Below are 18,978 nucleotides of genomic sequence, written 5' to 3'. Positions count from 1 at the left end.
CGACCATACACCTCGATGGCCACCCGGGATTACACCTATGAAGGCGCAGAAATTACACCACGTGCGCGGACACTAACCTCGGACGGCAGCGCTGACCCGCGGCCGGGGCTGAAAGGAAAGCAGGCTTTCTGATTTGTGATCCCAGGAGGGGTCGAGAAAGCAATCCCGGATGCGCTGGCAAGAACGTCAGGCACCGGCCAATCCAAGAAGGAACTATCCCATGTTCGCAGGAACCCTCACCCGCAATGTCGAGACCGCCGCCGCCGAATACACCGGCATGATTCACTCGACGCGATTTGACATCGCCATCCAGCTTGAGGCACGGGCCAAGATGTCCACGCGCAGCCCGGATTACGACGTGACAGCAGTCAACAAATCGGGCCGCAAGGTCCGCATCGGCACGGCCTGGAACGAGACGGGCAATACCAGCGGAAACCCCTATATCTCGATGCAGATCGATGTGGGCCTCGGCCCGTTCCGGGTCAACGCGGTGCAGACGAAAGAGGCGCGCGCGGCCCAGAGCGGCGAATTCGAGATCATCCCGCTGGTCTCGAACGGCCTGATGAAATCCGGCTCGATCTCGGGCGAGCTCACCGCCATGGACGCTGACAACGCCTTCACCGGCTACATCGCCAATATGATGTTCGATCTGGAGTTCATGCTGATCGAGAACAGCTACAAGACCGAGGAGACCCACCCTGACTACCGCATCGAGGTCAGCTCGCCCCGGGGCACGCCGATCCGCGTTGGCTCGGCGTGGATGGCCAAGAGCAGCCGCACGGGCAATGACTACCTGTCGCTGCTGATCAACACGCCCGATGGCGACCTGCGTGTCAACGCCGTCCAGAACGAAGAACAGCGCGGTGGCCAGACTTTCTCGATCATTCCGTTCATCGACAGCGGTGATCAGGCGCAAGACGCGGGCGCGGGGCTGTCGCTGGTTGCCTGAACAGCGCGCGAGGTGAGACGATCTGAACCGAAAGGGGAGCCGTGGGATCACGGTTCCCCTTTTTCTGTGCTGGTGTGGTTTGGAGATGGCGCGAAGTAAACTATGCTTAGGTCAGGTGTCGAAGTAGGCCTAGAGCCGCCATTCTGCAGTCGGTGGCGACCCCGGCTGATGCTGCAGCAAGCACCAAGGGCAGCGAAGCGCAGTTAGCGATCTTTGGAAACTCAGCCTTTCTCTATCTCAACAAGCGCCTTTGCTAACATGACAGCTGGAACGAGGCAAAGATCAGCGGACGATCGGGCGACTTGTTCGAGAGCGCCAAGAAATTCTGGAACCTGCCAAACGTCGCAAGCTAACATCTATCGCCCTGCTTCGCCGGAGCCGTCCGTCACCCCTCACTTGCTGATGGGGGTGCGGCGGCGCAGAAGATCAGGGCACCCGCCTCCGCCCTGCTCTGCTAGTGAGTCAGGAACCTCTTGCCCTATGAAAGTTCTTCCAGGATGGGCACTGTCTTCATGTGATCCTCAACGGCAGACCTGACCTCATCACTCATCGGCAGGTTTGCCGCTTCTGTGCCCCAATGCTCCCGAAAAGCCTGAACCGTCTCTTGGGCCGCGTCGATCGCCATCTTCCTCGGGATCGATGCTTTGACGGCAAGGTGCTCTAGCTCATCAACCGAGAATGCCGAAAACACCTTGGCACGGCTGATCTTCATGTTGGTCGCATCACCCGGAATGTAGGGCACAGTCGCCACAAAATCATAAGCTGGTGCCAGCGAGACATACCGCCTGTCCGGATAGATCAGTGACCAGTTCTTCATGTGCATATCAGCATTGCCGATCAGCATGTTGAAGGTCAGGCGCCGGACATATTCGATGATGTCGGCATCATTACCTTCGGCGGCGATCACCTGGGCGATGTTGCGGAATGTGCCATTGCCGTATTTGTCTTCGGGATAGAGCCCATAGACCTGCGCAAAATCCTCGATATGCACGCGCGACCCGTCGGAAAGGCGATCAAACCGCTCGATCACAAAGGCATGGTTGCCGATCTTATCGATACCCTCGGGCAGGTTCTTGATCGCATCGATACTGACCAGATCGATGGCAGGGACGTTCATCCCGATAAGGCCGGCCAGCTTCATCATCGAGAATTCATTTTCAGGGACGCCTGCGAATTCACGCGAGGGTAGCTTCACGATCCAGGAGCCCCCGACACCAGAGGCGGGAATGGTCAGCCCGCCACTAGCTTCCATCACGGCGGAAAACTTGAGCTGAACGCCTGCCAGCGAAAACCGCAAAGCATTCTCTCGCTGATCATCGCCATGATCATCGGCGCCATCGGCCGCATCCGGCGGCCAGGCTTCACCGTCAGCAGGGGTGATCGTGATCGCGCCGGGCAGGTCATGGCCAAGCGCCCAAAGCAGATAGAATTCTCGTTCGGGATTCACGCCCGCCTGTTCGGCCAGGTATTTGCGCAGATGGCCTTCGGGAAGAAGGTTTGAGAAGAAGGGCATGACGCGCTTCTGATAGGGCCGAAAATCCGTATAGAGTTCCCCGAATTCATCCTTGAAGGCGAGCCCGAGGGTCGGCCTGTCAGGATTTTCGATGTACTCGTCGGTGAAGGCAAAGATGGTGCGATCGCCGCCAAGATTGGTGAGCGTGCCAATGGGCTCGCCATACAGGTTTACGTTCAGCACGGAGACATTACTCATCGTTGTCTCCATCAAGGCGATAGGCAGGACGCGGCAAGCGCGTCCGTTCCTCATCGGCTATGCCATGGGCGAGTGCGTTGCGGAAACTGTTCATCTGCTTTGACGCTTCCTGCAGCGCGGCAACGCCACCCGCGTTCTCCACGGCTTTGAGCGCTTCACGTATGCTGCGCAATGTGTCGGTATTCCGGATCAGGTTCTCGAACTGTCGCATCTCGCGAAACTGCCGCTGCAGGTTTTCGAAGACGGGACTATCGATCTTGAGCGACTGGATGTGCTCAAGCTGCTTGGCGAGCCGGGCAATCTCTTTACGCGCCTCCGGCGTGGCCTTCGGCACGTCGTTTATGCTACGGGTGATCGTTCTTACGGCAGGCGCGGCCTTGCGCGGAACAAGCGCCAGTTCCAGATCAAGGGCGTTGGCGATGGCGGTCAGACTTGAGACGGTGAGGTTCACAGCGCCGCTCTCGATCTTGGAGATATGCGACTGCGGCACGCCTGCATGGGCGCTCAGCGCGCGCTGGCTCAGCCCCTTCTTTTCGCGGGCAGCTTTCAGTGTCGCCGCCAGTTTCTCGCTCTCATAGCTCATTTTGATATAATCCTGCATATCAAGCAAAGCGCTTGATCTACTTTAATGTATCATATGAAGCCTGAATTTTCAAGACGTGATCTAGTTTGACATATCGTAAGCTAGAAACGATCTATTTCTATAGATCGAACCATGGGGCATTGCTAGCCCAACCACGATGAACCCGGCGTGCGGCTCACCATACGGTCGTATGTATCCTCTTCAGCCTCTTCGGCAGGCTCGAAGCGTGACGGCGCGTCCCCAAGATGGATTAGGGAAAGCGCAAAGTCGTGGACTTCGGAGACCAGAGCATGTTCGGTGCAGGGCTCTTTGAACCAGCTTCCTGACTCATGCTCTCTCGTTGCTTTTCGCCGAACCAGTTCAGTTTCCGTTGCCGGTATCGCGGTCGCCGGTATCTCGATTGGCGGTCGGCCAGCCGTCTTGAAGTAGGCGCCAGTGCGCAAGGCGCGATCACTCGACCGCGCCCAATGAATGAAGCCATCAATAGATTTCACAAGAACTGCCCGGCGCTCGGTGTACTGCAGCCAGCGCAGCGTCGCCGCGATCAGGGAAACGCCGTAGCGGTCCGCGCATGCGCCCAAGGCCTCTAGTTCAGGCTGAGACTTCGGAGCGATCTGCGCACGGAAGTCATCCAGTGGCATGAGGAGATTTGCGGCGAACTCGTTCGCTTCTTTCTCGATCTGCCGATATTTGCTGTCCCAGCGTTCCATGTCCTCGGTGCTGCACTGGATACCGTCAGGATGATCCTGCCTGTGCAAGAGGTAGTGCCCGAACTCGTGGGCGAGGGTAAAGTTGATGCGCCCCGGCGATGCTGTGTCCGAATTGTAGAAGATGCCCCAGCCCATTTCGCCAGGCGGGGCCTTCATCAAGGCGCCCTCGAATCCCTTCAGCGGGGCACCCTGCACAAGACTTATCGGATCGTCAGGAAAGCGCTGCTTTGAAAAATCGTAGGCAAGCGCTTCAACATTGACCGGAAAGCGGTCGTCGCCACCCAAGGTGTTCAGGATGATGGTCAGGTCGTATGCCCATCGTTGCGGCGACTTCGGCTTGGTCATCCGGGTTTCCCCCACAGCTTTACCATCTCGCGGATTTTTTCTTTGGTATCAGGGTCCATGTGTTTGTATTCACGATAGAACTGCGCATCGACGGCGTCTTCCTCGGTTATCGCCTGCTTTTCATCGAGCAGGTATTCAATCGTGACACCAAGTACTTCTGCAATCTTGGCCAGCTTCTCCGCCGATGGACGCGGCGGGTTCTTGTTCTCCAGTTCCCATATGTAGCTTTTGCTGGAGCCGGTGAGCTCGGCAAGTTTGTCAAGCGTGAGCTTTTGCTCCTTCCGTAAGCGGCGAATCTTCTCTCCCAGGCTGTTGGTCATGTGGCGGCCTCCCCGTCGATCTTATTGTTCGGTAAAGGCGTACTTTACGTGCTTGACTTCTGACTTTCAACAAATATATGATGTTCGGAGTAGGCATACTTTTTATGCCTGCAACCCTAACGAACAGGAGGTATGGAAACCATGAGTAAGGGACCGAAGACCCATCACGTCGTGCCGAACCCGGCAGGCGGATGGGATGTGAAGCGTGGCGGCGCATCCCGCGCCAGCAGCCACCATGAAACCAAGCAGGACGCCGTTGATCGCGGACGTGAAATCAGCCGCAACCAGCAAAGCGAACTGCGTATCCACAACCGCGACGGACGGATCGCCAGCAGTGACAGCCACGGTGGCGACCCGTTCCCGCCGAAAGGCTAAAAAGAAAGGACCTGGCCATGCCGAAGGACGAAAAAGGCAAACCGGAAAAAGAGTACACGATTGTTGTGAACGGCCGCGAGAAGACGGTGACGGCGACAGAACTTGGCGAGGACGATCTGGTCGCGCTTGCTTACGAAAACCCGCCCACGGGCGAGTTGATCTGCTTCACCATTACCTACCGGCGCGGCCAGGGCAACAAGCCCGAGGGCACGCTGGATGAGGGCGATACCGTGAAGCTGAAGGAGGGCATGATCTTCAATGTCACGGCAACTGATAAGTCGTAACGCCGATCTCAAGGCCCTCGAAGAAGGCGGATACGAGGTGGCTGTGAAAAGTGGCCACCTCGTGATCTCCAACGTGCCCTACGTGAAGGCCAATCGCGAGGTAAAGCTTGGCACGCTCGTTTCTGTTCTGCAGACGAACGGTGGCGAGACGATGGCGCCGAGCGACCATAAGGCGTACTTCGTGGGCGAGCATCCTTGCGATCACAATGGCAAGACACTCGAAGGCATCAGGCACTCCAGCAAACGCCAGAGCCTCGGCAAAGACATCACGGTAGACCACATGTTTTCGGCCAAGCCAAAAGAGGGCTACCGCGACTACGAACACAAAATGACCACCTATGTGGAGATGATCGCATCGCCCGCGCGGAAAATCGATCCGACGGCTGATGCGCGCACCTACGTCGTCGCAGACTCCGATGAACCTGATCCGGTATTCAACTACCAGGACACAGCCTCGACACGGGCCGGGATCGGCGGTTTTTCCGAAAAGCTGGCGATGAACAAGGTCGCCATTGTTGGCCTCGGCGGAACAGGCTCTTATGTGCTCGATCTGCTCGCTAAGACGCCGATCCGCGAGCTGCATCTTATCGACGGTGATGATTTCCTGCAGCACAACGCGTTCCGTAGCCCGGGCGCACCCAGCATTGAAACACTGCGGGAACGGAACAAGAAGGTCGATTACTTCGCAGCGCTTTATGCGCCTATACGTAAAGGGATCGTCCCGCATCCAGTCTATCTCGACGAATCCAACGTGGACCTGCTGAACGAGATGGATTTCGTCTTTGTGTGCGTTGACTCCGGCGCCGCCAAACGCCCGGCTGTCGAACACCTCGAAGAACAGGGCACCCCCTTCATTGATGTTGGTATGGGGATCGAGATGGGCGACGATGCCCTGGTGGGTGTGCTGCGGGTGACGCTGAGCACCGCCGAACAGCGAGAGCCGCTTCGTCGCCGCGTCGGCATGGGCGAGGCGGACGTAGATGATGCTTACGCCACCAACATCCAGGTGGCTGACCTGAACGCCCTGAACGCGACGCTCGCGGTGATCCGGTGGAAGAAGCTTGTAGGGTTTTACGCCGATTTTGAGGGCGAGCATTCCAGCAACTACACGATTGATGGCAACACGATAAACAACATGGACGGGCGCGATGACGATTAAGAAGATTACCCACAAATTTGTAGATGCGATCCCCGAGCAGACCGAGGAGGGCGTTCTGTACCTCGCCATGGATTACGCAACGGCCGTTCACAAATGCGCCTGCGGCTGTGGCAGGGAAGTCGTCACGCCCTTAAGCCCGACGGACTGGAAGATGGGCTATGACGGTGTGTCGATCTCGCTCTCGCCGTCCATCGGGAACTGGAGCTTTCCTTGCCGGTCGCATTACTGGATCAAGCACAGCAATATCCGGTGGGCAGGTGATATGAGTGATGAACAGATTGCCGCTGGACGGGCGCACGACCGTCGCGCCAAAGGTCGGTATTACGATGCGCCGGAAGCCCCCGCATCAATGGCGAATGCGGATGTGCCACAAGGTCTTTGGCAACGTTTCCGGCGGTGGCTAAGCGGCAAGTAATGGTTAGTACCGACGCCGATATCCTTACCGCGAGAGCAGTTTTGCCCCGAATCCCTTCCGTTGGATGATGTATGGCGGCTGCCCCTACGGCAAAAGACGGTTTATCCAGATGCGCACGCAGCATATGTATCTCCACCCGCCGCCAAAACCCGCAACTTTGCGAAGTCCACTTCCTACGCATCGCTGCCGTTCGTCCAAGGCGCAGCGAATGACTGGCTCCCGCCCATCACGTCCAATGCCCGGAAAAGCAATCACTATAGTCGGCAGCAGCGTCGCCAGCACATCAACCTTGGGCTAAGCCTTGCGGCCTCCCCAGCTCGGCTTCGCGTGTCGCAGGGGAGAACGGCCCTTCGGTCCGTCGCGCATTCGGCCATGCGGCCTCACCGCGGCGTCGCGCTTGGCGTCCCGGTTTGCCCGCTTCGCGAGCACGTCTCTCCCTGGCCGCTCCGCCGGATTGCGCTCTGGTCTGTTTTGGCCGAGGCCAAAACGATCCCGCCGCTTCATCCGTCTCCCGCGTCCGGTTGGGCCGTTTGCCTGCTCGGGTCGGGCAAACCTACCGTCAAAACACACACACATGAGCGTGGAAGCATATCCTCCGGATGGCCCCCAAATCAGCCCGCCTCAAGGATCGCAAAACTTTTCGGCGAGGGCAGGGCCTTTGGCGCGGGGCGGTCCCGTGCGTGAGCGCGGGCCTGTGTCGGGTGCTGCGCTCGGAAAACTTTTGCGCCCGGCAAGCCGGCGGCTGCGCCGTCCCTGACCCGGACAGATTCGGAAACCAGGCATTCGGCCATGCCCCCACACTCCCGTGGTGGCTCTACAACCGAATACTGGAGACCAGACATGGCGTACGATCAAGCGAACACTTACGAGACCATCGAGCTTTTCGGGCTGACGGAAAAAGACGCACAGCTGCCGATCCCGGACGACCACATCCTGACCGACCGCATCATCCGCGAGAGCTTCGAGGCTCTTCTCGGTCAGCTGCGCGGGACCGGGCTCGAGGCAGAAATCGAACCGCTGGCCCATGGGCTCGCGACGATCCTGCAGCGCCGCAAGGTGGCACTTGGCAAGGAGGTGGACCGCACCGCCGACAAGATCGGGGCGCTGGCAAAATCCCATGACGGATCGGAGATCGCCGAGACCGCGCTGGAAGAAGCGCAGGTACGCTTCCTGCAGCTGCGCGAGATCGTCAGCGCCATCGAGGTGATGAGCGAGGCAGCGGCGGAATGCTACGAGATCGAGACCGGTCACGCCTTCATCCCGGCCGCCGGGTCGCGCGCAAGCGTCCGGGCGCAAGAGACCGGGGCGGTCTTCGAGGCGCGGCAGCTGCTGGAGCAGCACGACCGCGAAACCGCCGAGAAGTCGAAAGTCGAGGGGGTGCCCCTGATCGTCTCGGGCGCCACCGACTGGACCGATGTCGATGTGATCTTCAATACGCTCGACAAAGTTCGCGAACGGATCAAGCAGAACCGCAACCAGGAGATCTTCCTCTGCCACAAGGGAGGCAAGCACGGGGCGGAGATGATTGCGGCCCGGTGGGCGCGCGCCCGCGGGGTCGCGCAGGCGCGCTTCGATCCGCGCTGGTCCGCACACGGGCGGGCGGCACCGTTCAAGTGCAACGACGAGATGCTGGACGACAAGTTCGCGGCGACGGGGGTTGTACTCTTCGGCGGCAACGGGGTCGCTCTGAACCTCGGGCAGAAGGCGGAAGCGAAAGGCCTGACGGTCATGCGGGTTGCTGACCCGGCGAAGACGGCGTCGCAGGAGTGAATTGAGAGGGTCGCCTTCGGGCGGCCCTTTCGTCATGTCTCATGGCGCGTGCGATCGGTCACACTTGATCGGCAGCTCACGGCGTCCAGCACCGTCATCCCTCTACCCAGCCCGTCAGAGTTCGGCCCATCCGCATCGGTACGGGCTGGGGATGGTGCGCACCTCGCACATCGTCAGCAGCGCAAGACCGAGGGGTCGAGACGTCGCACATGAGGCTGAAGACCTGCACAACCCTCGGGTGGCGTTTCGGGACATCGCACCTAAGCGATCGGGCTCCGTTAGCTCCCCGGCCAGGCTTGGCGGGACGAGGACGCGGATGGTGGCGGCAGCGTGATGGCAAGGGTCATCCGGATCACTCCTTTTTGCTCATTGATGTGGATCGCACGGGGTCGGCCCGTCCGTGCCCTCAGCTCACGCTTCGGCAAGCACAAATACGGCTTCCACGGCGGAGCCGCGGACCCTCCGCATTTGCGCTTGCGACCGGGCCTCTTGCCCCGTGCTGGGTGATCCCCATCGCAACAAGGAGTAACCCAAATGACCAACCACTACGTCGCCACCGTCCCCGTCAAGTTCACCGACACCGATGGCCAGGAGCGCACCCGTTTTCAGCGCGTGGGCGCGATGTTCCGCAACACCCGCAACGGGGATGGCTCGGAGTTCTTCAGCCTCAAGCTCGACTTCCCGGTCGCGGTCTCGGAGCTGGTGATGTTTCCGCCGAGCGCGAAGGACCCGCAGGACTAAATCCTCTGACGAGGATGGGCCGCCATCAGGCGGCCCGGTCCCTGTTCCAGCGATGCCGGGTCCGGCGGTCGGATCGCCGGAGGCGACCTCACGAAGCCGCCGGTCGCTGCGCGATCAAAGGATGATCGCCGACCGGAAGGGTCAGGCCGCGACAGACCGGCCAGTCAGCCTCAAGGGGGCCATCCACAAAAACCTATCGGCCAGGGCCTCCCGGTTTTTGCGGCAGAGATTTGGCGGAGCCAAATCTGGCCCTCCTTGACCCTGCCTGTCCGCCCTGTCGGTGGGGTTTGCGCCCGCCCGCGGTTCCGTCCGAACACATTCGTGTTCGGCCAGAGCCTCGGGCGGGGCTGGTGGACGGGACCCCTAGGACAGGTGGGTCGCCCGGTGGTGAGGGCGGCAGAGCCGCGTCCCTGCGGGCCGCGGCGTGAAGCGGACACCAAGGCTGCCTGAGCCTGCATGTGACGTAAGTATATAATTGACATCTAGGTATATTATCGTAAGGTGGGGTCAGCCTTGGTGGAAGGTGGCAGGAAATAGGGGGTCTTTCTTCCGCATGTCCCGAACAAAACGCCTGACAGAGATCGAGAAGATGCAGATCGTCCGCGAGGCGGCGGAGGGTGTGTCGACGTCTGAGCTGGCTGAGCGTTTCGAGGTCACATCGCGGGCCGTGCGCTACGTCCTCAAAGCTGATGCCGAGCGCAAGACGGATGCCGCAATTCCGGTCTCAGCGGTCAGTGTGAAGGTCACGGCTGCGGAGCTTGCGGCGCTCGACGCGGTGCTGGCGAAGGCGGGGATCGAGAGCCGGGCCGAGGGGCTGCGGCGGCTCATCCAGGCGGCAGGCGGGGTGTTCGTTCCGGATGCGCAGATGGCAGCCGAGATGGCGCGCTACCGCGCCTCTCTGCACGAGGTCGGCAATGGGGTCGCGCAGATCGCCAAGCAGATGACGAAGGCCAACCGGCAGGGGCAGGGGGCTGATGGTGGCACGAATGCCGAGTTCACCGAACTGCGCCTTGCGCAGATGCGCGGGCTGGCTCGGTTCATCCTGGATTCTGCTGACGAGATCGACCTGCTCCTGCGCCGCCGCCGAGACGCCATGCAGCTGCAAGCCACGGCCGCGCTGAGGGAGTTTGCCCATGCGGCTGAATGATGCAGTCGATGCTGTCACGGGCGAGGTGTTCCGGGATGGTTGGAGCCGCATTAGGGGCTCGATGCAGGGGCTGCATGTCGCCAAGCAGAGCCAGCTTGTGCGCGCGGCAGCCGGGCACCGTCCGGCGGTCTTCAAGGCGATCCGGGGCGGGGGGGCGCATACGAAATCGCAGCTGATGAACCAGCTTGATTACCTCACCACCAAGTCCACCCATATCGTGGACAGTAGCGGGTTTCTGGACGGCAAGACGAAGCTCGAGGCGAAGGACATAAAGGACCTCACCGAGCGCTTTGCCAAGCGGTGGGATGCGGGCTTCAAGCCCAAGCTCGGGCAGACCGCCCACATGCTCATGTCCTTTCCAATCGGCACGCGCGGCGAGGATGTGCGCGACATCGCGACGGATGTGGCCGAGCGGTTCTTCCAGAGTGACGCGGGGCATTTCGACTACATCATCGCGGTGCATGAGGACCGCGATCACCCCCATGCGCATATGGTGCTGAACCGCCGTTCACAAGAAGGCGAGTTCTTCTTTCTGGGGCGCAACCACCGCTTCAACTATGACGACTTCCGCCTCGCCATGGTCGAGGAGGCGGAGAAGTATGGCGTGCGGCTGGAGGCCACGCGCCGGGTGGATCGCGGTGTCGTGCATTACCCCGCCCGGACCAGCGAGGTTTATGCGGCGAAAGAAGAGGGGCGCGCGCCCCGCGAGCGTGAACGTGTGGGGGCCGACCTGACGCGGACGCTGGCGGAGATCGCCAATACCAGAACTGTCTACCACTCGCTGGCCGCGGAGGCTTCGCGCGAAGCCCGCGAGGATATTGCCGCAGCGCTCTTCAGCGCGGGCGAGGTGCTGGCGCGCGGAGGGCAGTTGGACCGAACAGGAGATGTGTATATGGCCGAGGATCAGAGTTTCGAGGATCTGAGAAGTCTCTACGCGGAGAAGCTCGCGCGGGTGCAGGGCATGATTGCCGAAAAGCCTGACGCCGAACGTCCCGTGCTGGAAAAACGACTCATCGAGATCCAGACGCAGGTCCAGCACATGCAGCCGCTTGGTTTGCGTTCGAGCACGCTGTCCGAGGCGCCGTCGGAGGGCGGGGTCTACTCAGAAGCAAACATCCAAGAGAGCCAGTTGGAGCGTCTCGCCGAGCCGCGCCTGCGCTCGCGGATCGATGCTGCTCTGCGGGGCACGGGTATCAGCACATCGGAAGTGGTGGCCCGGATCGAGACTGGGGCCTCTAGTGCCGCGCTGGAACATCAATGGATCGCAGATGATCTCTCCAAGGTGGCTCAGGCGCGCGATCTGAACCTCGAACGTCGCACCGATCTGGAACAGGCGCGCGACATTCTCAACGATGTGCATGTCGCGCTTGGCACGCTTCTGGAACGGGAAAACGTGCTGCGCCGGGATGGCGTCGTGGAAGCGGAACCGGTCAGCGAGCGGTTCCATTATCACCGCGACGCGGTGCGGGCGATGGAAGGGACAATCCGTCAGGAGATGCGCGCCGACGGCCTGACCGCTCAGCAGATCGAGGACCGGAATTGGGAGGTGGTCTCAAAGGCGGAGCGTCGGATCGAGACGGAGCAGCGCGCGTATCTCGAGGCACACCCGGACCTGCTCGCACGCCCTGGTGATGTGATCGACCGGACTGAGCTCTACAGGGAGACCATCACCGATGTGGCCCGCGCCAGCGAGATCACCCGCGAGGTCGACCGGATCATGGAGGGACGCGACGTCCGCACGCCCGTTGCAGATGCTGTCACGGATGAATTCAGGGAGCGCTATCCGGACATGCCGTCCCACCTCGCCCGCGGGCTCGGCGCGACCTATGCGGCTGTCGTCGAGATCCGGGACACGGAGGCCATCAATCAGGTCCGCCGCGAAACCGAGATGCGCGACGGGCTTGGGGTTGGCACGCGCGACGACATCCTCGCGGCCCGCGATGGAACGCCGATGCGGTCTGACCGTGCCGACCGCCTTGCAGACGAGATTGCGCGTGTCCTGGACCATGAGCGGGCCGGGGAATTGTCCGCGCCCTTCGAGACCGAGGCGGAGCGGGACGCCTTCCGCGACGAGATCGCGCGGGTGCTTGATAACCGTCAACTTGAGCGGCTCACATCCGGCGATGCCGATGCGCTGGAAAAGGTTCTCGAGGACCGTCTCGACCGGCTCTATGTCGCCAAGGTTTACCTGCAATCGGATGCAGCGGCGGCCAACACGGAGGCCTTGCGCCAGGTGGTCGATGATCTTGCCGACGCCGAATACGAAAAACACCGCGCCACAGACGTGGATGGCGAGACCGAGCGGGGACAGGTCCATTGAGCGGCGCCATGGGAAAGGCGCGGATTGCGACCGGCGTTTTGCTCGTCACGCTGGTGACCGCCGCCATGGGCTACACCATCGCCTCGGCCGTGCTGACGTATCAGGATCTCGGCTTCGGGGCAGAAATCGACTTTGCTTATATCGCGCAGAACTATCTTGCGATCCTCGATCGCAGCCCCGAGGATGCCCAACTCATCCACCTGATCATCGGCAGCTTTGCCGCCGCCGGTATGATGCTGAGCCTCGCCCTGTCGGGGTCCGCGCTCACACGCTTTGGTCAGACCCATTGGCAGAGCGCGCGGGAGATGAAGGCCAACGGGTTTTTTGGTGCACCCGGGACCGGATTTATCCTTGGGAAGCTCGGTACTCCAAAGTCCCGCGCGAAATACATTTGCTCGAAGGTCTTTCCCCATGCGCTGATCGTGGCCCCCACGGGCCGCGGCAAGACCACGGGCTTCGTCATTCCGAACCTGCTCACCTGGCAAGGCTCCGCCGTGACGCTCGATGTAAAGGGAGAGTGTTTCGAGGCCACGGCCCGGCACCGCGCAGCCCAGGGCGACAAGGTCTATCGCTTTGCCCCCACCGATTGGGAGGGCAGGCGCACGCATCGTTACAACCCGCTCCTGCGTATCTTCGAGCTGAAAGACCCTGCCCGCCAGCAGATGGAACTGCAGCTCCTCGCGACGCTCTTCCTGCAAAGCGACAATGACCGGGTGCAGGGCCTCCTGAAAGGCGGGATCGATCTCTTCGTGGCCGCAGGCCTGTTGGCGTTCCAGCGCAAACGTCCGACCCTGGGCGAGATCTACCGCATCGCGGCCTCTGGCGGGAACAAGCAGAAGGAGTATTTCGCGCGGGGCCACGAGGTCGACAACAGGGCCGCCAAGCTGATCTTCACGCGGCTCGCTTCGACCAACAACGACACCCTGACCTCATACGTCTCGCTCCTGATGACCTCGGGGCTCGATCAATGGCAAAACCCGGCCATCGACGAGGCGACGGCGGTGTCGGATTTTGATTTCCGGACGATCCGCAAGAAGCCCTTCTCGGTCTATCTCGTGGTCCAGCCACTGATGGTGAAACCCCTCGCGCCGTTGATCCGTCTCTTCTTCTCGGACCTTCTCTCCGCCATGCAGGAGAAGGACCCCGGGCCGGATGAGCCCTGGCCGGTGATGATCATGCTCGATGAGTTCAATCGTTTGGGCAAAATGCCCATCGTGGTCGAGAGCATCGAGACCCTGCGAACCTATCGCGGCCATTTGGCCGTGGTCACCCAAACCATCCCCGCTCTCGATGAAATCTACGGCGAAAACACCCGCCGTGCCCTGCAGGGCAACGCTGGCGTGAAGCTTTACCTGACTCCCGCGGATGAGAAGACCGTTGAGGAGCTGAGCAAGGCGGTCGGCAAGACCACGAAGACGGTCGTCACGCGGTCGCAATCCATCGGCAAGAACCCCTTCGAGGGCCGCAGCCAGTCCACACGGACCGAAGAAAGCTCCTTGTTGCCTGAAGACGAGGCGCGCCGCCTGCCGCTCGACGAGATCGTCATGGTGATCGATGCCCAGATGCCGGTCCGTGCAAAGCGGATCCAATATTTTGACGACCGGCTGTTCAAGGCGATCCATGCGGCACAGACGGGGGAGCTGCCGTTTCCGAAGCCGGGGGGAGGGGGATCGCAGGGCACGCTGCCGCTGAGTGTGCGTGCCATGCCGATGACGCCGCCGTCGGATGGGCCAGGGGGAACAGAAGCCGATGTGGAGAGGGCGAGCCAGGCTGGCGATGGTCAACCGTCAGGCCAAGCCGACGCCGCTCCAAAGAAGACCGCGCCTGTCGTTCAAGCCGTCATCGCCGAGGAACAGCGCCAGATGGAGATGGATTTTGGCAGCGGCGTCGCGGATTCTGAAGCAGCGAGCGTAGCTGATGAGGCGCAGATGCGCTCTGCAGTCGATGGCTTGGACGACATGGAAGCGATGCTGCAAGAGGGGGATGGCGGCGCAAAGCTGGTTGCTCGATAGGGTGGCGGGCGCGTTCAGGAAGTTTGCAGCCGCATATTTAGGTCTGTCGTGTCGCATTCGCTCAGTGTTCTAAGCACAGCGACAGAATTTTTTCGGCATAGACCTGAGACGCGTGTTCTACAGAGCTCTTCGTCACCAAAAATACCCACATCAAAAGCCCAATAATTGCGGCTCCGCAAAGCAGTGCCCCGAGAACGAACGCAGTCGACCCGCTCTCGAGATCATATAAGAAATATGCACTTCCAAGAGCCACCGTGGTGGTGATTGCAATGCCCAATGGTTTCAATCCGAGCAAATTGCGCGCGAACCCATACGCAATGTTCTCATTCAACAGAAGGCTTGCTTCTGATTGCGGGCGGGTGTGCTCAAGCAACCAACGTACTGCTAGCAAGCGGTCATCCTGAGCGTTCTTTGGGTCCTGGGTCTCATCAACTAAACTCGGCAAGATAATCTTGCTATGTTTCTCAATGTATGAGCGACACCTCGTCTTCATGGTCTTGGGTAAACGATCATCGGAAAGGGAAAGCAAAGACGCAGTATGCAGACGTCCAACTCGGCTGCCCATTTTGCGCTCAACATTTTGACCAAACTTACGCGCCAACCGCGTCAACGCGAACAGGACCCCGCAAGTGACGACAAATGCAGCTATGGTACCCAATTGGGTCCAAACAGCTGGAAACCAAACAAAGACAAAAAGGAGCGCGGGCAACAGTGTCAAAAGCGCCGGATTGAGACGGGCAGTCCTATCGTAGCGGTCCATACCGAACATCTTATCCATCTGCATGAACTCTTCGATGAAAATTAGGCATTTTCGTCTCCTCCGAGTTCGGAGGACAAGCCCACCGCCTCTGCGATAAGCTGACGGTACCCAGTTGGGGTTCTGATAATCATCAGAACGGGAAACAGCTGTCCAATTGCAAGCTTGGCCGCTGTACTGAAATCAGTTGTAGAGGGACCAGTGGACGCAAGGTGATTGTGCCACGTTCCTAGCGCGTAGAGAGTGTTTCCCGAAGACTTGGATAATTGTGCGAGCTGATCACTCAAACCTTCGGTACCCAGAACAAACTCCGTTTTAGAAAATCTGCTATCGGGCGGAGCTGGAATCGTATCTACGACTTGAAAGACGTTACCGATGGCCGAGAAGCGCCCGACCAAAACACCGCCGGTTTCAGATCCCGGCTTGCGCGCAATTTCAGCGTCAATTTCTATCGTAACCCGGCGGGCAAGCCGCGTTTCAAGCGCGCCCATCTTGGGTCCTTTTACGATGGTATAGGGTTCAACGTTATGGCTTTCCCAATTCTGGGAAAGACCATCGGCCTGCAGGTGCCCAATGTTGAATTGCCCACTTTCATCCACATACCTGCCGGAAAGCACGTCGCTTGTCAGCTTCGCGAGCGGAGCCGCCATCATAGAAAGCCGAGTGTCTGAGGCAATCATCGAGAAGCTCGAGCAACCTTGACCAATGATGATCTCGTCAGCGCTTTGGCCCATCACTTTAGATCGGAGTGCGTCGTCGCTCCGTAAATGGTGATAAAACTCGGTCATCAGGTCGCTGCTACTGGGGTTGGCGCTCTGGCCTGACACCGAGAAGAAACCAATGTCACTATCACCCATTAGGCTTGCTTCCATCACCCGTGGTGTCTTGCCCTTCGCCCAATCTGTATAGCTCAGGGTTTCCCGCAAAACCGCAGAGGCGGTAGTGTTCAATAGTGCTTTGGATTTTTCGAGCTTCAGCTTTCTGCGAAGCTCTTTGGTACGCAGCACAGTGTTGGCATCAATCCGATACCCATCCGTCTCCTGCGCAAGTTTGCTGACGTCATGCGCAAATTCCCCAGCCTTGGAAGAGTAGAACATCGAATCCAAATCAGCAGAATACGGCAAGCAGGAATGTCGCGCGTAGTTGTGCGGTTCCATGGTGTCGTTGTCTATGACCGATATCGGGGCACGGCCGGACCGCGCGAGATGCATCGCAATTTTCGAACCTAAGCTTCCACAACCTAGCATGGACCATGAAAGCCATTGCGAGCTGGGATCACCATGCGAGGTTCTTCTCAAGACATCGATCGAGATCGAATCTCTGTGGCCCGCCAAACGGACAATCGCACTTGATGTCGGCTTGAGATCATCCACAGATTGGAATTCGATCACATATGGGCAGATTTCAAGAGGTGAGGCTTGGCCAATGAGATTGAACGGTCGGCGGGCGATCAATATCACTGTGACTGGCAACGCCTTTTTGATGGTATAGCCGTCGAGCTTCGAACGCAGCCACTTCATCCTCTCTGCCAGCATCTTGCCGCAGCCGTAGAGTTCAGCGCGTTCGTATAACTCTGCAACGTTGCCTACTGTCTCTGGAAGATAGCGGTCACAGATGATTGGCTTTCCGTTTGGATGCTTGCCGGGCCAGACAATCAGTCCGAGGCTAAACCCCGTCCATTCGTTGTCACCTTTCGGGACCTGTCCAAGGGATTTCAGTGTCTTTTCATCAATTTTGACCTGCTCATCGCCCTTTAGACAGATTCGATAGTAGGGGTCGGACTGACCCATCTGCGCAAAAACCCACGTACGGTGCCAAGTCCCGCCGGACCTACGTTTAACTACACTCCGGATCTGCGAGGCATCTCCAACAATAAGGTCGTTCAAGTGGTCACGCCGAACAAATTCCCAACCATGTTTTGGATCATTCAGTTTCAGCATCGCTGCTCGATCGAGCCAGTCCAGAAGTTGCTGGAGAAGCGCAAGAATACCGCCCCCGGACTGAATTAGCTCACGTGGAGATCCGAAAACGAGGCACGGTTCGGGCGCTGCACCGGCCGCACTTGGCTGTAAGTGAGGATGGGACCGGTCAAAGTCGTCCCGTAAACTCGGGCGCGGTGCAAACAGAGGGAAGGAGACAGGAAACGATAGTTTGACGGGCTCGACACGTCGTACTCCCGACGGGCTTTCGCCTCGAAACCGAGATGGAAGTTCCGTTTTGATTTGTAGAGTCACATCCACCGGACAATCGTCATCAGCCCGCGACGCAATAGCTATGCCGATTACTTGAGGGTGCTTGTCCAGTGTGCGAATCGCACGGGCAATGGCTACGGGAACGGCTAGAAGATTATCGACGGTTACCATGCAGCTGACTCATGCCAAGTCTGACCCACAACCATGAGCATGTGCCTCGACTCCAAGAGCGGACGATGAAGAGATCGCGGCTGCCATTTTCAGGGAGGCGACTTTTGGACCATGTTCGGTGATTTCCATCTTTAGCGGCTTGTCACCTTTTTCGTCCTCTAAACACCGGAACTCCCCATTGATTTCCGCTTCGCTCAGAATGGCTTCATATTCTTCCTTTGCGCGGATACAGGGCGGATCGTTGTCGTCGTCTATAACACTCTTACTGCTCGCCAGGATTATTGCACCGCCGTTTGCTTGCGAAAGAGCTGATCGGGCATCTTCAGAAACTACCGCATCTTTTCCCTTTTTGGACCAGCTGTCGTGCGACAGTGACCGCCAGGAACAATGATGGGGCGCGATCAAGACATCATATGCAAGAACCTCGGGAGTTTCAGAATACTCTGCCCAAATTTTCTCCCAAATCGCCACTTCGGCGTCACCACCAAACAGGTACTGGGCGGCGTTTTCGGTATCATCTTTCGCAAGCGTAAACTGAGTGATGACACTAGAGTTGTTCTTGCTGAGCAACTCTTCTTCGTCTTCATCGTCCGTGACCGGCAGCGGAGCCAACAAGACCGCCTTGAAACTGTCATCTGCTACGCCGCAAATCTCGGAAAATGTCTCGCCCGTTTTGATCAGAATGTCGGCCAAATCATCCGTCTTGCCGTCCGCATCCTCGCTCAGGATCAAAATTCTGCTTCCGTCTTCGATATCTTTGTCCTGGCGGAACATTTCAACGCGCCGGCGCGCTTCTGTCGCCCAAGCCTTTGCGTCAGCGCAAAGCTTGTTGGTACTGCTGGCACGTCTAAAAACAATTGGGGAAGACCACATCTCGCGAATTACGATCTTGTCGTCTTCGGGCGACCAATCCTCAATTTTGCCGAGATGAAAATGGTTCGTAACCACCCGGTTGCTACCGCCTGCCGGATTTCGCTGTGAGGCCCTAAGACACGTGCATAGCGACGTCGCAAACGA

17 protein-coding genes are annotated in these 18,978 nt (G+C 59.2%); 10 read left to right on the top strand and 7 right to left on the bottom strand.

What is annotated here, in order from left to right:
- Positions 1-220: 220 nt before the first annotated feature.
- On the top strand, positions 221-949 hold the full coding sequence (locus tag MF270_RS27630; RefSeq protein WP_152467372.1) for a DUF736 family protein: 729 nt from the start codon (positions 221-223) through the stop codon (positions 947-949).
- Positions 950-1,427: 478 nt separating this feature from the next.
- On the opposite strand, the gene MF270_RS27625 is transcribed toward MF270_RS27630, so the two are convergent.
- The 4 genes from MF270_RS27625 to MF270_RS27610 all read right to left on the bottom strand — a co-directional run bounded on the left by MF270_RS27625 (position 1,428) and on the right by MF270_RS27610 (position 4,618).
- Complete coding sequence (locus tag MF270_RS27625; protein ID WP_065331756.1) at positions 1,428-2,660, bottom strand: type II toxin-antitoxin system HipA family toxin; 1,233 nt, start codon at positions 2,658-2,660, stop codon at positions 1,428-1,430.
- Positions 2,653-3,261 (bottom strand): helix-turn-helix domain-containing protein, encoded by a 609-nt coding sequence (locus MF270_RS27620; protein ID WP_238368793.1) that lies wholly within the window; start codon positions 3,259-3,261, stop codon positions 2,653-2,655. The genes MF270_RS27625 and MF270_RS27620 overlap by 8 nt, the downstream gene beginning before the upstream one ends.
- A 125-nt stretch (positions 3,262-3,386) precedes the next feature.
- Positions 3,387-4,298: an ImmA/IrrE family metallo-endopeptidase gene (locus MF270_RS27615; protein WP_152467448.1), complete on the bottom strand. Its 912-nt coding sequence runs from the start codon at positions 4,296-4,298 to the stop codon at positions 3,387-3,389.
- Positions 4,295-4,618 (bottom strand): helix-turn-helix domain-containing protein, encoded by a 324-nt coding sequence (locus MF270_RS27610; RefSeq protein WP_065331960.1) that lies wholly within the window; start codon positions 4,616-4,618, stop codon positions 4,295-4,297. Before MF270_RS27610 ends, MF270_RS27615 begins: the two co-directional genes overlap by 4 nt.
- Positions 4,619-4,759: 141 nt before the next feature.
- On the opposite strand from MF270_RS27610, the gene MF270_RS27605 reads away from it, so the two are divergent.
- The 9 genes from MF270_RS27605 (at position 4,760) to MF270_RS27565 (ending at position 14,841) form a co-directional block, all read left to right on the top strand.
- Positions 4,760-4,993 (top strand): DUF2188 domain-containing protein, encoded by a 234-nt coding sequence (locus MF270_RS27605; protein ID WP_065331965.1) that lies wholly within the window; start codon positions 4,760-4,762, stop codon positions 4,991-4,993.
- Positions 4,994-5,010: 17 nt separating this feature from the next.
- Positions 5,011-5,277, top strand: a complete 267-nt coding sequence (locus tag MF270_RS27600; protein WP_152467447.1) for a multiubiquitin domain-containing protein — start codon at positions 5,011-5,013, stop codon at positions 5,275-5,277.
- Positions 5,252-6,436: a ThiF family adenylyltransferase gene (locus tag MF270_RS27595; protein ID WP_152467446.1), complete on the top strand. Its 1,185-nt coding sequence runs from the start codon at positions 5,252-5,254 to the stop codon at positions 6,434-6,436. The genes MF270_RS27600 and MF270_RS27595 overlap by 26 nt, the downstream gene beginning before the upstream one ends.
- Positions 6,426-6,851: a ubiquitination-like system serine protease family protein gene (locus MF270_RS27590; RefSeq protein WP_065331957.1), complete on the top strand. Its 426-nt coding sequence runs from the start codon at positions 6,426-6,428 to the stop codon at positions 6,849-6,851. The genes MF270_RS27595 and MF270_RS27590 overlap by 11 nt, the downstream gene beginning before the upstream one ends.
- An 840-nt stretch (positions 6,852-7,691) precedes the next feature.
- The gene (locus tag MF270_RS27585) at positions 7,692-8,621 is read left to right on the top strand and encodes a DUF2493 domain-containing protein (RefSeq protein ID WP_152467445.1); all 930 of its coding nucleotides are present in this window, start codon (positions 7,692-7,694) and stop codon (positions 8,619-8,621) included.
- A gap of 534 nt (positions 8,622-9,155) precedes the next feature.
- Positions 9,156-9,362, top strand: coding sequence for a hypothetical protein (locus MF270_RS27580; RefSeq protein ID WP_007120662.1), 207 nt, complete (start codon positions 9,156-9,158; stop codon positions 9,360-9,362).
- A gap of 553 nt (positions 9,363-9,915) precedes the next feature.
- Positions 9,916-10,509: a transposase gene (locus MF270_RS27575; protein ID WP_238368792.1), complete on the top strand. Its 594-nt coding sequence runs from the start codon at positions 9,916-9,918 to the stop codon at positions 10,507-10,509.
- Positions 10,496-12,829 carry a relaxase/mobilization nuclease domain-containing protein gene (locus tag MF270_RS27570; protein ID WP_238368791.1) on the top strand — a complete coding sequence of 778 codons (2,334 nt, stop codon included), beginning with the start codon at positions 10,496-10,498 and terminating at the stop codon, positions 12,827-12,829. The genes MF270_RS27575 and MF270_RS27570 overlap by 14 nt, the downstream gene beginning before the upstream one ends.
- Positions 12,830-12,837: 8 nt before the next feature.
- Positions 12,838-14,841 (top strand): type IV secretory system conjugative DNA transfer family protein, encoded by a 2,004-nt coding sequence (locus tag MF270_RS27565; RefSeq protein WP_238368794.1) that lies wholly within the window; start codon positions 12,838-12,840, stop codon positions 14,839-14,841.
- 61 nt (positions 14,842-14,902) lie between these two features.
- Here the strand turns inward: MF270_RS27565 and MF270_RS27560 are convergent, their stop codons facing one another.
- The 3 genes from MF270_RS27560 to MF270_RS27550 form a co-directional block, all read right to left on the bottom strand.
- Positions 14,903-15,619, bottom strand: a complete 717-nt coding sequence (locus tag MF270_RS27560) for a hypothetical protein (RefSeq protein WP_131815006.1) — start codon at positions 15,617-15,619, stop codon at positions 14,903-14,905.
- 23 nt (positions 15,620-15,642) lie between these two features.
- Positions 15,643-17,961, bottom strand: coding sequence for a ThiF family adenylyltransferase (locus MF270_RS27555; RefSeq protein WP_093412169.1), 2,319 nt, complete (start codon positions 17,959-17,961; stop codon positions 15,643-15,645).
- A 9-nt stretch (positions 17,962-17,970) separates the two neighbouring features.
- Positions 17,971-18,978: ComEC/Rec2 family competence protein (locus tag MF270_RS27550; protein ID WP_238368790.1), on the bottom strand; the 1,008-nt coding region annotated here is incomplete at its 5' end.

Origin of the sequence: Mesobacterium pallidum (genome assembly GCF_019966535.1) — a bacterium.
Lineage (GTDB): Bacteria > Pseudomonadota > Alphaproteobacteria > Rhodobacterales > Rhodobacteraceae > Mesobacterium > Mesobacterium pallidum.
Note: the sequence above shows the minus strand (reverse complement) of the source record. Positions and strands in the feature narration are given on the sequence as shown.